This window comes from Streptomyces sp. ML-6 (genome assembly GCF_030116705.1).
Taxonomy (GTDB): Bacteria; Actinomycetota; Actinomycetes; order Streptomycetales; family Streptomycetaceae; genus Streptomyces.
In genome coordinates this window covers 464,101-477,734 of sequence record NZ_JAOTIK010000001.1, presented here as the reverse complement: position 1 = coordinate 477,734, position 13,634 = coordinate 464,101, and the positions used below count along the sequence as shown (strand labels likewise).

8 protein-coding genes and 3 pseudogenes are annotated in these 13,634 nt (G+C 72.1%); 3 read left to right on the top strand and 8 right to left on the bottom strand.

Annotation, left to right across the window (positions count from 1 at the left end; all coding sequences use genetic code 11):
- Nucleotides 1-139 precede the first annotated feature (139 nt).
- A complete protein-coding gene (locus OCT49_RS02170; RefSeq protein ID WP_283850187.1) occupies nucleotides 140-3,568 on the top strand; it encodes a phosphodiester glycosidase family protein in 3,429 nt (1,142 codons plus the stop codon).
- A 238-nt stretch (nucleotides 3,569-3,806) separates the two neighbouring features.
- Here OCT49_RS02170 and OCT49_RS02165 read toward each other — a convergent pair whose 3' ends face one another.
- The 7 genes and pseudogenes from OCT49_RS02165 to OCT49_RS02140 all read right to left on the bottom strand — a co-directional run bounded on the left by OCT49_RS02165 (nucleotide 3,807) and on the right by OCT49_RS02140 (nucleotide 8,919).
- Nucleotides 3,807-4,217, bottom strand: coding sequence for a PTS-dependent dihydroxyacetone kinase phosphotransferase subunit DhaM (locus OCT49_RS02165; protein ID WP_283850186.1), 411 nt, complete (start codon nucleotides 4,215-4,217; stop codon nucleotides 3,807-3,809).
- Nucleotides 4,214-4,846 carry a dihydroxyacetone kinase subunit DhaL gene (gene dhaL / locus OCT49_RS02160; protein ID WP_283850185.1) on the bottom strand — a complete coding sequence of 211 codons (633 nt, stop codon included), beginning with the start codon at nucleotides 4,844-4,846 and terminating at the stop codon, nucleotides 4,214-4,216. Before dhaL ends, OCT49_RS02165 begins: the two co-directional genes overlap by 4 nt.
- A 53-nt stretch (nucleotides 4,847-4,899) precedes the next feature.
- Nucleotides 4,900-5,886 (bottom strand): dihydroxyacetone kinase subunit DhaK, encoded by a 987-nt coding sequence (gene dhaK / locus OCT49_RS02155; protein WP_283855643.1) that lies wholly within the window; start codon nucleotides 5,884-5,886, stop codon nucleotides 4,900-4,902.
- A 738-nt stretch (nucleotides 5,887-6,624) separates the two neighbouring features.
- Nucleotides 6,625-6,881 (bottom strand): annotated as a pseudogene (locus OCT49_RS02150) (ISL3 family transposase); the annotation flags it as partial.
- Between the two features lie 45 nt (nucleotides 6,882-6,926).
- Nucleotides 6,927-7,679: pseudogene (locus OCT49_RS02145) on the bottom strand (transposase); the annotation flags it as partial.
- A 23-nt stretch (nucleotides 7,680-7,702) separates the two neighbouring features.
- Nucleotides 7,703-7,843, bottom strand: a pseudogene (locus OCT49_RS40010) (hypothetical protein); the annotation flags it as partial.
- Between the two features lie 65 nt (nucleotides 7,844-7,908).
- A complete protein-coding gene (locus OCT49_RS02140; protein ID WP_283855642.1) occupies nucleotides 7,909-8,919 on the bottom strand; it encodes a glycoside hydrolase family 113 protein in 1,011 nt (336 codons plus the stop codon).
- A 116-nt stretch (nucleotides 8,920-9,035) separates the two neighbouring features.
- On the opposite strand from OCT49_RS02140, the gene OCT49_RS02135 reads away from it, so the two are divergent.
- Entirely contained in the window at nucleotides 9,036-9,692 is a 657-nt protein-coding gene (locus tag OCT49_RS02135) for a TetR/AcrR family transcriptional regulator (protein WP_283850184.1), read from the top strand.
- A 377-nt stretch (nucleotides 9,693-10,069) separates the two neighbouring features.
- On the opposite strand, the gene OCT49_RS02130 is transcribed toward OCT49_RS02135, so the two are convergent.
- Entirely contained in the window at nucleotides 10,070-10,999 is a 930-nt protein-coding gene (locus OCT49_RS02130) for an LLM class F420-dependent oxidoreductase (RefSeq protein WP_283850183.1), read from the bottom strand.
- Between the two features lie 331 nt (nucleotides 11,000-11,330).
- Between OCT49_RS02130 and OCT49_RS02125 the strand changes: the two genes are divergently transcribed.
- A complete protein-coding gene (locus OCT49_RS02125; protein ID WP_283850182.1) occupies nucleotides 11,331-13,553 on the top strand; it encodes an NADP-dependent isocitrate dehydrogenase in 2,223 nt (740 codons plus the stop codon).
- The last annotated feature ends 81 nt before the right edge of the window (nucleotides 13,554-13,634 follow it).

Here is a 13,634-nt window from a genome sequence, read left to right as displayed (position 1 = left end):
GGGCCGCGCAACCCGCGTGATCCCAGGAGGATTTGTGGTTCTTGGCACAGCCGGCCGGACAACCGGGTCGCGAAGGAGGGCCGCGCGCGGGCGCGGGACGGCGACAAGATCGCTCGTACTGCTCGCGACCGTGTCCGCGATGACCGTCGGCACGATCGCCCCCGCCCTCGCCGACCCGGGCCCCGATCCCCGCCCCCGCACCGCCGCCGAGGCACTCGAACCGGTCGCCCCGCCGCCCGCGAGCAACCCGGCGGGGGAGCCCCGCTCGGTCGCGGACGGCGACGGCATCGAGACGGCACGCACTTCCCGCCCGATCGCCCCCGGCATCCGCCTCGACTCGTACGACCGGCTCGAATCCGACAAGTGGCTGCGGGTCGACCACCTCTCCGTCGACCTGGCCGGCAGCGGGGTACGTGCCGACTACCTCTCCTCCGGCAAGGTCTCCGACCGGCGCACCGTCTCCGAACTCGCCGCCGGCCACGACCCGGGCCGGGGCCGCCGCACCGTCGCCGCGATCAACGCCGACTTCTTCGACATCAACCAGACCGGCGCACCCGAGGGGATCGGCGTCAAGGACGGGGCCCCTGTCCAGTCGCCCGCCCCCGGCGTCAACCGGGCCGTCGGCATCGGCCCCGACAGCGCGGGCCGCATCCTGAACCTGTACTTCGAGGGAACGCTCACCCTGCCGACCGGGAAACGGCCGCTCACCGCGTACAACGCCGCCAACGTGCCGCCCGGCGGAGTCGGCGCGTACACCTCCGCCTGGGGAACCGCCGACCGCGCCCTGACCGTGGACAACGCGAGCCCGGTCGCCGAAGCGACGGTACGGGACGGCAAGGTCGTCTCCGTCTCGCACACCCCCGGATCGGGCGCGGTCCCCGACGGCACCACCGTCCTGGTCGGCCGCGAGGCCGGAGCCGCCGCACTCGACGCCCTGGAGCCCGGCGACCCGGTCTCCCTGACCTACCGGGCCCGCACCGACGCCGGGTCCGTGCCGCGCACCGCCGTCGGCGGCCGGGAACTCCTCGTCGTCGACGGGGTCGCGCAGAACCACGACGGCGAGGGCAACAACACCGCCGCGCCCCGCACCGCCGTCGGCTTCTCCGAGGACGGCCGGACCATGCAGGTCCTCACCGTCGACGGACGACAGGCCGACAGCGGCGGCGTCACCCTCACCGAACTCGGCCTGATGATGCGGCGCGCCGGTTCGTACAGCGCCCTCAACCTGGACGGCGGCGGATCGTCGACCCTCGTCGCGCGCGAACCCGGCAGCGACGCGCTCCGGGTGGAGAACAGCCCGTCCGACGGCAGCGAACGCACCGTGCCCAACGGCCTCGCCCTCACCGCTCCCGACGGCAGCGGCCGGCTCAAGGGCTTCTGGGTGCAGCCCCGCACACCTGCGGCCACCGCGCCCGGCGTCGACCCCGTCAAGGGCGGCCACCCCGACCGGGTCTTCCCCGGCCTCACCCGACGCCTCACCGCGACCGGGTACGACGAGACGTACGGCCCCGCACGGGGCACCCCGCGCTGGCGCACCGCACCCGCCTCGGTCGGCACGGTCGACGGCGGCGGGCTCTTCACCGCACGCCGCGGCGGCACCACCACCGTGAGCGCCGCGAACGGGCCGGCGCGTGGCAGCACGACCCTGACGGTCCTGGACGAACTGGCCCGCATCCAGCCCACCACGCAGCGGGTGGGACTCGCCGACGCCAAGGCCACCGGCACGTTCGGCATCGTCGGACTCGACGCCCACGGCACCAGCGCCCCCGTCGAACCGCGCGACGTCGTACTCGACTACGACCGCGCGCTCTTCGACATCCGCGACGACGGCCAGGGCTCCTTCACCGTCACCTCGCGCACCGGCTCCGGCGCCGGACTGATCAGGGCGACCGTGGCGGGCACCACCACCGTCCTCGCCGCCAGTGTCGGCCTCACCGAACAACCGGTCTCCTCCTTCGACGACGCCGGGTCCTGGAAGTTCAGCCAGGCCCGCGCGAGCGGATCCCTGGAGGCCACCCCCGACGGCCGCACCGGCACCGGACTGCGGCTCCGCTACGACTTCACCGGTTCCACCGCCACCCGCGCCGCCTACGCCACCCCGCCCGAGCCGGTCACCGTGGACGGCCAGCCCCAGTCGTTCAAGCTGTGGATCAAGGGCGACGGCAAGGGCGCCTGGCCGACCCTGCACCTCAAGGACGCCGCGGGATCGGACCAGTTGCTGCGCGGCCCGTACGTCACCTGGACCGGCTGGCGGGAGGTCACCTTCGCCGTGCCGCAGGGAGCCGCCATGCCGCTCTCCGTGCACCGCTTCTACCTCGCCGAGACCGGGGCCGCCCAGCAGTACACGGGCGACATCGTCATCGACGACCTCACCGCCCAGGTGCCGCCCCCCGTCGACCTGCCCGAACAGGCCGCGCCCGCCGACGACCTGATCGACACCGCGGCCGTGACCGGGCGCCGGGACTGGCGGTTCGCGGTGATGTCCGACGCCCAGTTCGTCGCCCGCGACCCGGACAGCGCGATCGTCGCCCAGGCGCGTCGCACCCTGCGCGAGATCAAGGCGGCGGCTCCCGACTTCCTGGTCGTCAACGGAGACCTCGTCGACGAGGGCGCACCCGAGGACCTGGCCTTCGCCCGCCGCGTCCTCACCGAGGAACTCGGCGACGCCCTGCCCTGGTACTACGTACCGGGCAACCACGAGGTGATGGGCGGGAAGATCGACAACTTCGTCGGCGAATTCGGGCCCGCCCAGCGCACGTTCGACCACAAGGGCACCCGCTTCGTCACGCTCGACACCTCCAGCCTCAGCCTGCGCGGCGGCGGCTTCGCCCAGATCCGGCAGCTGCGCGCCCAGCTGGACGCGGCGGCGAAGGACCGCGCCGTCGACTCGGTCATGCTGATCGAGCACGTGCCGCCGCGCGACCCGACCGTGCAGAAGGGAAGCCAGCTGGGGGACCGCAAGGAGGCGGCCCTGGTCGAGCAGTGGCTCACCGACTTCCGCCGCACGACGGGCAAGGGCGCGGCCCTCATCGGCAGCCACGTGGGGGTCTTCCACGCCTCGCACGTCGACGGGGTGCCGTACCTGATCAACGGCAACTCCGGCAAGGCTCCGGCCGGGGCCGCGGACGAGGGCGGCTTCACCGGCTGGTCGCTGGTCGGCGCCGACCGCGTCACCGCGGGCGAGCAGGCCGCCGCACGCCTGCGGCCGTGGCGGGGCGGACCCGACTGGGTCTCCGTGCAGACCCGGGCGCACGTCGACGCGCTGGACATCGACGCGCCCCCGGTGCTCGGCGCGGGAAGCCGTACGAAGGTGACGGCGACGGTCACCCAGGGCGCCCGGGCCGTCCCGGTCGGCTTCCCGATGGCCGCGGACTGGACCGGCTCCCCGAACGTCCACGTCGGTGACCTCAGCGGCGTTCGCCCCCGGCACACCGCGGTCCTCGACCCGTCCACCGGAACGCTCACCGCGCTCCGGCCGGGCACGATCACCCTCGCCGTGACGGTCAACGGCACGACGCAGCGGACCCAGCTCAGGATCACGGCGACCGGGACCGCACCGGCGGCCTGACGGCCGAGGCCCCACCGGCGGCCCGACGCCGTCCCGCGCCCCTGATCCGGCGCGGGCGGTACCGGGCCGCCCGTACGACGGCCTTCCCCGCGCGACGGCGTGCAGGAAGCCGGTCGGCCCCGCGACGGCGTACGGGCGTACCGGGCCGCACCCGCCCTGCCCCGCCCCGGCACGACGGACAGGCGGGCTGCACCCAGGACACCCGGTGCGGCCCGCCCGTCGCGGGTTTCCGTCCGCCTCACACCTTGCGGTAGCCGTACGCCTCCGCCGCCGCGGCCTCCACCGCCGCGATGTCGCCGCCCGCCGAGGCAGTGACCACCGCGGCCACCGCGCCCTCCACGAACGGCGCGTCCACCAGCCGCGAGCCCTCCGGCAACTCGTCGCCCTCGGCCAGCAACGACTTGACCGTGAGCACCGCGCTGCCCAGGTCCACCAGCAGCGCGACACCCGCACCGGAGTCCACCGACCTGGCGGCCTCGGTGATCAGCTCCGCGCTCGTCCCGAGACCGCCCGCGGGAGTACCGCCGGCCGCCGCCACCGGCGCCGTCGCACCGCCCGCCGCGAGCCCCCTGGCCAGCTCGGCGACGGACTCGGCCACCGGCCCGCTGTGCGAGACCAGCACGATCCCGACCTGTTTCCCCTCGCTCATGCCCGCTCCCCGTCCGTCTTCTCCCCGTCCGTCTTCTCCCCGGCGTCGGCCAGTGCGGCGATCAGCAGGGCCGAGGACGTCGCCCCCGGGTCCTGATGGCCGATGCTCCGTTCGCCCAGGTAACTCGCCCTGCCCTTGCGGGCCCGCATCGGCACCGTCGCCGCGGCCCCCTTCTCCGCCGCCTCCCGGGCCGCCCCGAACGAGGTGCCCAGCGCCTCGGCGGCCGGCAGCAGCGCGTCGAGCATCGTCTTGTCCCCGGCCTGCGCCCCGCCCAGCTGCGCCACGGCCGCCACCCCCACCCCGAAGGCGTCCGCCAGCTGCTGCGGCGTCACCTCGGGGGCATCGCCCAGGGCCTTTCCGGTACGGCGCAGCAGCGTCCCGTACAACGGGCCCGAGGCACCGCCGACCGTCGAGATCAGGTTCCGGCCGGCGAGCATCAGCACGGCGCCCGGCGTCCCCGGCCGCTCCTCGTCCAGCACGGCGGTCACCGCGGTGAACCCGCGCTGCATGTTGCTGCCGTGATCGGCGTCCCCGATCGCCGAGTCGAGCTCGGTGAGACGGGCCGCCTCACGGCCGACCAGGGCGGCGGCCCCGGTCATCCAACGGTGGAAGAAATCGGCGTCGAGCACATGATCTCCTTGTCGCTGCGGCACGGTGGAATGCGGAATGCGGTACGGACGGATCAGCGGCCCCAGCGCAGCGCAGGTGTCTCCACCGGCGCGTCCCAGAGCCGCAGCAGTTCCTCGTCCACCTGGCAGAGCGTCACCGAACAGCCCGCCATGTCGAGCGAGGTCACATAGTTCCCCACGAGCGTACGAGCTGCCACCACACCCCGCTCGGAGAGCACCCGATGGGCCTCCGCCCCGAACCCGTACAGCTCCAGCAGGGGCGTCGCCCCCATGCCGTTGACCAGCGCGATCACCGGCCCGGTCGGCCGCAGGTCCTCCAGCACCGTGTCCACCGCGAAGTCCGCGATCTCCCCCGACGTCATCATCGGCCGCCGCTCCCGCCCCGGCTCGCCGTGGATCCCGATGCCGAGCTCCAGCTCGCCCGGCGGCAGGTCGAAGGTGGGGGAGCCCTTGGCCGGTGTGGTGACGGCGCCGAGGGCCACCCCGAAGCTCCGCGACGACTCGTTCACCCGCCGGGCGACGGCCGCCACCCGGTCCAGCGGGGCGCCCTCGTCGGCCGCCGCCCCCGCGATCTTCTCGACGAACAGGGTCGCTCCCGTGCCCCGCCGGCCGGCCGTGTACAGGCTGTCGGTCACCGCCACGTCGTCGTTGACGAGCACCTGGGCCACCTGGATCCCCTCGTCCTCGGCGAGCTCGGCGGCCATCTCGAAGTTCAGGACGTCACCCGTGTAGTTCTTGACCACGAACAGCACCCCCGCCCCGCTGTCGACCGCGGCCGCCGCCCGCACCATCTGATCGGGCACGGGCGAGGTGAACACCTCCCCGGGACAGGCCGCGGACAACATGCCGGGGCCGACGAACCCCGCGTGCAGCGGCTCGTGCCCGGAACCCCCGCCGGAGACGAGCGCCACCTTCCCGGCCACGGGCGCGTCACGCCGCACGACGACCCGGCTCTCGACATCCACGGTCAGCTCGGGGTGAACCGCGGCCATACCGCGCAGCGCGTCCGCGACAACGGTCTCGGGAACGTTGATCAGCATCTTCACGGATACCTCCTGGTGAGATTGGCAGGCAAGCTGCCCAGCTGGGTCTTAGCAGGGCAGAGTGGATGTATCGATTTCTTGATCTTGGCGCTCCATGGTGCTGGGTGGCGGTTCCGCGCGGTACTGATGCTGACCGAATGCTGAGTTTCCTGATGAAGTGTCATGGCCGAGTTGGTGCGGACAGCCTTTGCGAATGCGCATCACGGCGCAATTATCGATGGAAGGGGGCGGGTGCGCACTGGTGCGACATCAGCGGGATCGGGGCGATCTCGGGCGCTCCGAGTCCGAGGGCGCAGGGTCGGAGAGGGAGGGGACCTGCGCGAGCGGGGGCGGCGGCTGTGTGATGTCGTTGTGGTTTCCGCCGGTCAGGGATACAGCGAGTGGAATGCCCCGCCCGTCGAGGAGGATGTGGTGTTTGCTGCTCGGCCGTGCGCGGTCGACCGGGCTGGGACCGCTTTTGGGCCCTGCCGGGCAGTCCGGACATGACCGGAGCCGGTCACCGCCCTCGGTTGGTCCAGCTGCTTCGCCGCCGAAGCTTCGTCAGTAGGGCCGCGTGGAGCCGGTCCCGCACCCCGGCCTCGTTCCGTGCGGCAGGCCGCCGCCGGCACGTCATGCCTGAGCCGAAGCCGGGCTCCTGGGGCAGGTACTCCCACTGGATGCCGGTGCGGAGCACGAGCAGAATCCCGCACAGGGCCTGCTGGCCAGGAACCTGCGGCCTGCCCGGGGACAGGCCCCGAGGTCGAATCCTGCTCGGCCGTGCATCTGCCGCATGATCTTCTTGGTTCGGGTATTGACGCCTTCTGTCCGGCCGTGGTGGTGAGGCCGGCGTTCACGGCGGCGCGGTCGGGTTCGAGGCCGTTGCAGAAGCTGTGCAGGTGGGGCAGGCCAGCGGTGCGGACCGTGAGGATCCACTGGGTGAGCTTGTCGTCGTTGGCCTGGGCCGGGGCCAGTAGCGCGGCGAACTCGCCGGTGAGCCGGGCGAGGGAGACGGTGGATTTCGAGTCCTGGAAGCCGTCCTCCACCTTCCATCTCATCCCGGCGATCTTGACCAGGTCGGTCAGGGGGCAGGGATGGTCCTTGGGTGCGTGGGCGGAGAAGTACGCGATCCCGCTCGGGTCGGCGATGGAGCGGCGGATGAGCAGCCATCGGCGCGGGTGGTCGGTGGCGATCCAGGCCCAGTCGTAGTGGCGAGGGCCCTTTGCGCCCGCTCCCCACGAGCGGCGGTTCCACCCATTCGGCTCGACCAGGTGCAGTGCCTGGTCCGCGCGCATGCGTCCGCCGCCGGAGGTGGTGACCTGGCGGTTGGCGGGCACCGCGAACACATGGCCGATGCCTGCGGCTTCCAGGAACTCGCGCAACTCCCGGCTGCGTCCGTACACCTCGTCCCCGGTCGCCCACTGCGGTCTGATCCCGGCGGCCAGTGCCCGTTTCGCCTGCGTGAGGGCGAGCGCCGACTTGGTGGCGAATGCGTGATCCTCGGGGAAACCCGTCGTCGCCAGCCGCGCCGGATCGTCGAACCAGTCGGCCTGAACGTACAGGTCCCGGTCGATGAGGGCGTGGCCCGCTTGGTCGCGTACGTCGTGTACACCGCGACGATCACGTTCTCGACCCGGCCCATCGTGCCGGAATGCTGCCGCCCCACGGCCGCGGTCTTCGTCCCCTTCTTCGACTGCCCCGTCTCGTCGAAGGTCAGGACCCCGCCGTCGGCGCCGAGATGCCGGGTCAGGAACGCGCACCACGTCTCTCGCGGTGTCCTCCTCCCAGCGGGCGCGTTCGAGCAGGTGGTGCAGGCGATATGGCCGGCCCGGCCGACTGCCTCCGCGATCGACCAGCAGTTGCCCGCAACGTCCGGCATCAGTGACCCGCGCAGGTACAACACTCCGTTGGCCCGCAGGTCGCGGCGGCGGTGGACCGGCGCGAGGTCTGCGGCGAGTTCGGCGAATACCGCGTCCATGTGCTCGGGATCTGCACTGCGCCGCAGTGCAGATCCCGAGCCGTGGTCACCGTGCGTGGGGCCTGTCACCTCCGATACTGCTGTGCCACTGCCGTGAAGGCGGCCTTGGGTTCCCATTCCATGTCGGGGTAGGTCTGTCCCCGGCGTCCTTCGAGGAGTTTGACGATGCCCAGGCCGGCCCGGTCCAAGTCGTCCCTGGGGTCGCCGTCCGGGCGGTGCGGGTAGCCGGGCAGGGCGAACAGGAACACGAACGCGCTGTCCACGCCCTCGGTCTCGAAGATCTCCAACAGTTCACTCAGATACGCGGCCTGGCCGGCCTCGTCACGCTCGTATGTGCCGTTCAGCCGTACCGGGGCCTTGGTCGTCGGGTCGTGCTCGACCACTTCCATCACCCGCCCACCGCGGTCTCCAGCGCCGCGGTAGGCCGCGGTGCCGAACCCGGTGATGGCGAGCGGCTTCGGGCCTTGGGCCAGGGTGCGCACCGCGTCCCGGAACCGGTCGGCGACCTCGGTGGAGCGGATCAGCTCGAACGTCACCATGTCGAAGGGAGTCCAGTCGACCTGCTCGAACTGGATGGATGCGTAGGTGAGCCTGCCCTGGAAGCGCTCGCGGACCGTGGCCGCGGCATCACGGAGGAATGCGTTCATGCGCACGCCGAGCTCGCGCATCGCTTCGGCCCGCCGCTCGGGTTGGCTCATCAGCTGCTCGACCCGTTCCTCGGGGCTCTCTCCGGGCAGGAACCCGCGGTTCATCACGCTCAGCTCGACCCCCGCGACGAACACGACTGAGGCCCCCTGCTGCCGGAGCCGTTCCGCTCGCTCGGCGCAGTCGCGGAAGAGCATGAGGATCTGCTCCGGATCCAGCTCCAGCGGATAGGGCGAGAACCAGACCTCCAGGCCGAGCTCGGCGGCGGCGCCGGCGGCCAGCTCCAGTCGGTCCGGGTCGCCGCCGATGATCTGGACCGCGTTGCAGTGGAGGTCGTCGCGGATGATGGCGAGCTCGCGCCGGACCACCCCGGGGTCGAAGTGCTCGTGGGAGATCTGGCCGTGCACGACGAATCCGGTGTCGTAGGTCATTCCTCTTGCTCGCATGGTGACGTCCTCTCTGCCGGTCTCGGGAGGGTCGAGACTGACAGGAAAAGTGCGTGCGCGCAAGTTTGCGTGTGCGCAATCCTGTGTGGAATCCTGGCACCGTGACGACACCACCATCAGGGCTGCGGGAGCGGAAGAAACAGGCCACGCGCGAGGCGCTTCGCGAGGCGGCCCTGCGCCTGGCTGTAGAGCGCGGAGCGGACCAGGTGCGGGTCGAGGACATCGCCGAAGCGGCTGGGGTCTCGCCTCGCACCTACAACAACTACTTCGCCAGCCGCGAGCAGGCGATCGTCTCCGCTGTCACCGCGGACCGGGAGGCGCGCATCGCGGCTGCGGTCGCGGCCCGGCCCGCAGGAGTGCGCCTGGCCGACGCCGTCACCGAAGCAGTGGTCGAGCAGTACGCGAACACCGGCGAGCGCGAACACAAGGCGCTGCTGCTGATCACCGCCCGGACCGCGCTGCGCGACGCGTTCCTCGATACCACCGCCGGCATCGAGCCCCCTCTCACGGCGGTGATCGCCGAACGCCTGGGTGATGCCGGAGCGCACACGGCCCGCGTCCTCGCGGCAAGCGTGGCCGCGGCAGTTCGCATCGCGCTGGAGGGCTGGCTCCGGCCGGCCCGGAACGCAGAGGTCGCCGAGAGTTGCGCCGCCGGAGGACTGGTCGTGCCCTCCGGCTCACTGCCCGACCAGCTCCGCACGGCGCTGGCCCCGCTCGCGCCCGCGTTCGACGCCGCCGAGCAACACGCCCAGCCGTGAAGTCGACCCAACTGGGGCGTCCGCTGAACAAACAACAGATCCGGAACGTGTCGATGCACCCAGCCACCGTCCCCGGTAGCCGATTCAACATAGATGACGCTATGTCAGGTCGCGATCTGCGACTGGAGTATTAGCCTGGCCCGGTACGTGTCCTGGTGCGGTGGCGAGAGGGGAGCATGCGGATGAAACGGGGTCCGGCCTGACGGCTCGGCGAAGGCCGTGGCCCCTCTGGCCCCTCTGCGCCGGATGCGCCCGGGCCGCCCGGAGCGAGACGCCAGCCCGTCCGACCCCGGCGCCGGACGGGAGGAGTGCCCGGACCCGGAGGGGAGAAGCGCCGGGCCCCGTACGTACGGCGCCCGCACTCGGTGCAGTGCCGGTCAGACGCCTGCCGCGCGGGCCGCCGCGTACACCTCGGCCGCCACGTCGATCAGTTCCGCGGCGTCGCGCGTCGTGCCCTGGAGGTCGATCAGGAACTCCGGGACGCCCGTCGCGGCATGGGCCGCCAGGTCCTCGACGATCTGGGCGACATCGCCGTGGAACGCCTCGCGGCCCGCCCCGGCGACCGGCTCGGCGCTGTACCTGGCGTTGACCCGCACACAGACGTGGAGCGGCCGCTCCCGGCCGCGCTCGGCCGCCAGGTCCTGGACCTGCTTCCACTGCTCGGCCAGCCGGGCGGCCCCCATCGCGACGGGCATCCAGCCGTCCGCCCGGTCGACCAGCCGGCGCATGGCCCGCGGACCGGTCGCCGGCAGGTAGACCGGAATGGGCCGTGCGGGCTTCGGGCCGACCTCGGACGGGACGATCGTGGTCAGCTCGCCCCGGTAGGAGACCGGGTCCGGGCCCCAGACGGCCGCGCACACGTCCAGCAGTTCGTCCAGGACCGCGCCCCGCTTCTCGAAGGGGGCCACGGAGGCCGCCGCGTACTCGTCGAGCGACCAGCCCGTGCCGATCCCCGCAACCACCCGGCCGCCGCTCGCCGCGTCGAGCGAGGCCAGCGAACGGGCCAGCTGGAACGGCAGGTGCAGCGGTGCGACCAGGACACTGGTGCCCAGCCGGGCCCGCTCCGTCGCCCCGGCGGCGAGCGCGAGCGTGACCAGCGGGTCGGCGACACCGCGGTACTGGTCGGGCCACGGCAGCCCCGGTACGCCGTACAGCCCCTGCGTGGGGGCCTCGGGGAAGATGATCCGCTCGAAGACCCACAGGCTCTCGTAGCCGGTCTCCTCCGCCGCGCGCGCCACGGCGGCCACGTCGCGGCCGATGTCGTACTGCTTCATCTGCGGAAGACCGAGACCGATCGGGACAGGCATGTGCGCACTCCTTCGGGCAGGCAGATGGGACAACCACCGTATGACACTTGCCTGTTGAGCGGTCAACATGTTGTCCGGAGTGGCGCGGGAGGCCGGGGCCGCCGGTCCGGACCGCGCGGGGCGCGAGGGGGCGCGGCGTGGAAGCGGGCGCGCGGGCCGGGCGGGGCGGCCGGTGACGGGCCCGCCGGTCCGGAGCGGGGCGGTCCGGACCACCCCTCCAGGCAGGGGTGACGTGGGTCGTCGGCCCGGGGGACGGGGTCCTGTCGAGTCGGGGGCGCTCACGAGATATCTTGATGTCAAGCAATGTTGTAGACGTGGAGCGGAGCACAGGGTGACTGACTCGACCATCATCTATACGCACACCGACGAGGCCCCGGCCCTGGCGACCTATTCGTTCTTGCCCGTGGTCCAGGCCTACGCCTCCACGGCCGGTGTCAACGTCGAGAGCCGGGACATCTCGCTGGCCGGGCGCATCATCGCGGGCTTCCCCGAGCGCCTGGAGGAGGGCCAGCGCATCGAGGACGCGCTCGCCGAGCTCGGCGAGCTGGCCAAGCGGCCCGAGGCCAACATCATCAAGCTGCCCAACATCTCGGCGTCGATCCCGCAGCTGAAGGCCGCCATCGCCGAGCTCCAGGCGAAGGGCTACGCGCTTCCGGACTACCCGGACGACCCGCAGACCGATGAGGAAAAGGACGTCCGCGCGCGTTACGACAAGGTCAAGGGCAGCGCGGTGAACCCCGTGCTGCGCGAGGGCAACTCCGACCGCCGCGCCCCCGCCTCGGTCAAGAACTACGCCAAGGCGCACCCGCACCGCATGGGCAAGTGGTCCCCCGACTCGAAGACGAACGTCGCCACCATGGGCGTCGACGACTTCCGTTCCACCGAGAAGTCCGTGGTCATTCCCCAGGACGGTTCGCTGCGCATCGAGCTCGCCGGTGACGACGGCAGCACCACCGTGCTGCGCGAGTCGGTGCCGGTGCTCGCGGGCGAGGTCGTGGACGCCGCGGTCATGCGCGTCGCCGCCCTGCGCGAGTTCCTCACCGCGCAGGTCGCCCGGGCCAAGGCCGAGGGCGTGCTGTTCTCCGTCCACCTCAAGGCCACCATGATGAAGGTCTCCGACCCGATCATCTTCGGCCACGTGGTCCGTGCCTTCTTCCCGAACACCTTCGCCAAGTACGGCGACGTGCTCGCCGCGGCCGGCCTCTCCCCGAACGACGGCCTCGGCGCCATCCTCAAGGGCCTGGACGACGTGCCGCACGTCGGCGCCGAGATCAAGGCGGCCTTCGAGGCCGAGCTCGCCGAGGGCCCCGCGCTGGCCATGGTCGACTCGGACAAGGGCATCACCAACCTGCACGTGCCCAGCGACGTCATCGTCGACGCCTCCATGCCGGCCATGATCCGCACCTCCGGCCACATGTGGGGCCCCGACGGCCAGGAGGCCGACACCCTCGCCGTGCTGCCCGACAGCAGCTACGCGGGCGTCTACCAGGTCGTCATCGACGACTGCCGCGCCAACGGCGCCTTCGACCCGTCGACCATGGGCTCGGTCCCGAACGTCGGCCTGATGGCGCAGAAGGCCGAGGAGTACGGCAGCCACGACAAGACCTTCGAGATCCCGACCACCGGTACGGTGCGGGTCCTCGACGGCAACGGCGACGTCGTGCTGGAGCAGGCCGTGGGCGCGGGCGACATCTTCCGCATGTGCCAGGCCAAGGACCTGCCGATCCAGGACTGGGTCAAGCTCGCCGTCACCCGGGCCCGCGCCACCGGCGCCCCGGCGGTCTTCTGGCTCGACGAGGACCGCGCCCACGACGCGCAGCTGATCGCCAAGGTCAGGACCTACCTCGCCGACCACGACACCGACGGTCTGCAGATCGAGATCATGTCGCCGGAGAAGGCGACCGCCTTCTCGCTGGAGCGCATCCGCCGCGGCGAGGACACCATCTCGGTCACCGGCAACGTGCTGCGCGACTACCTGACCGACCTGTTCCCGATCCTGGAGCTGGGCACGAGCGCGAAGATGCTCTCCGTCGTCCCGCTCATGAACGGCGGCGGCCTGTTCGAGACCGGTGCCGGCGGCTCCGCGCCCAAGCACGTCCAGCAGCTCGTCAAGGAGAACTACCTGCGCTGGGACAGCCTGGGCGAGTTCTTCGCGCTCGCGGCCAGCTTCGAGCACCTGGCGACGACCACGGGCAACGCGCGTGCCAAGGTCCTCGCCGACACGCTCGACCGCGCGACCGGCACCTTCCTCAACGAGGACAAGTCGCCGAGCCGCAAGCTGGGCGGCATCGACAACCGCGGCAGCCACTTCTACCTGTCCCTGTACTGGGCCCAGGAGCTGGCGCGGCAGACCGAGGACGCGCAGCTCGCGCAGGCCTTCGGCGAGCTCGCGAAGACGCTGGCCGAGCAGGAGCGGACCATCGTCGACGAGCTGATCGCGGTGCAGGGCTCGCCGGTCGACATCGGCGGCTACTACCAGCCCGACCCGGCCAAGGCCGCCGCCGTGATGCGCCCCTCGGAGACGTTCGTCCGGGCCATCGCCTCCATCGGCTGACGGAACGACCGCGGGAACGACCGCGGAAGGGGTGCGGCCGACGCGGCACCCCTTCCCCCGCCCCGGCCGGCACCACGCCCG

Bases quoted from the DNA above. Each gene is read 5' to 3' on its own strand.
- OCT49_RS02170 (WP_283850187.1), top strand. From the start codon at position 140: ATGACCGTCGGCACGATCGCCCCCGCCCTCGCCGACCCGGGCCCCGAT.
- OCT49_RS02165 (WP_283850186.1), bottom strand. From the start codon at position 4,217: ATGAGCGAGGGGAAACAGGTCGGGATCGTGCTGGTCTCGCACAGCGGG.
- dhaK (WP_283855643.1), bottom strand. From the start codon at position 5,886: ATGCTGATCAACGTTCCCGAGACCGTTGTCGCGGACGCGCTGCGCGGT.
- OCT49_RS02140 (WP_283855642.1), bottom strand. From the start codon at position 8,919: ATGACCTACGACACCGGATTCGTCGTGCACGGCCAGATCTCCCACGAG.
- OCT49_RS02130 (WP_283850183.1), bottom strand. From the start codon at position 10,999: ATGCCTGTCCCGATCGGTCTCGGTCTTCCGCAGATGAAGCAGTACGAC.